Origin of the sequence: Pseudomonas sp. 2822-17 (genome assembly GCF_002742485.1) — a bacterium.
Lineage (GTDB): Bacteria > Pseudomonadota > Gammaproteobacteria > Pseudomonadales > Pseudomonadaceae > Aquipseudomonas > Aquipseudomonas cyclaminis.
This window is the reverse complement of sequence record NZ_LJRZ01000882.1, coordinates 1-247: the sequence shown is the minus strand read 5'-3', so window position 1 is coordinate 247 and position 247 is coordinate 1. Positions and strand designations below refer to the sequence as shown.

General features: G+C 40.9%; 1 protein-coding gene. It reads right to left on the bottom strand.

Annotated features, from left to right (window positions below; genetic code table 11):
- Nucleotides 1-38: 38 nt before the first annotated feature.
- A partial coding sequence (locus tag AOA60_RS33635) for a hypothetical protein (protein WP_218240955.1) occupies nt 39-247 on the bottom strand: 209 nt, incomplete at its 5' end.

Below are 247 nucleotides of genomic sequence, written 5' to 3'. Positions count from 1 at the left end.
TCACTGCCCCTTCCTCACTACGTGATTTCAACTTCAATTCATCCTCGATTTTTTTCACGTACCACTGGATTTTGCAGTTTGTTTGAAAGACTGAGCCCATCCATTGCATCCTTCGCATAGAGTACTGGCCCAAAATATTCAGGACGTATTTTATTCTCCGTAAACTTTCTTGATAAGTCCGCTCCTCCTACTAGAATCGGAATAGAGATTTTGGATTGGGTTAAATCTTGTGCTGTTAGCATCATCT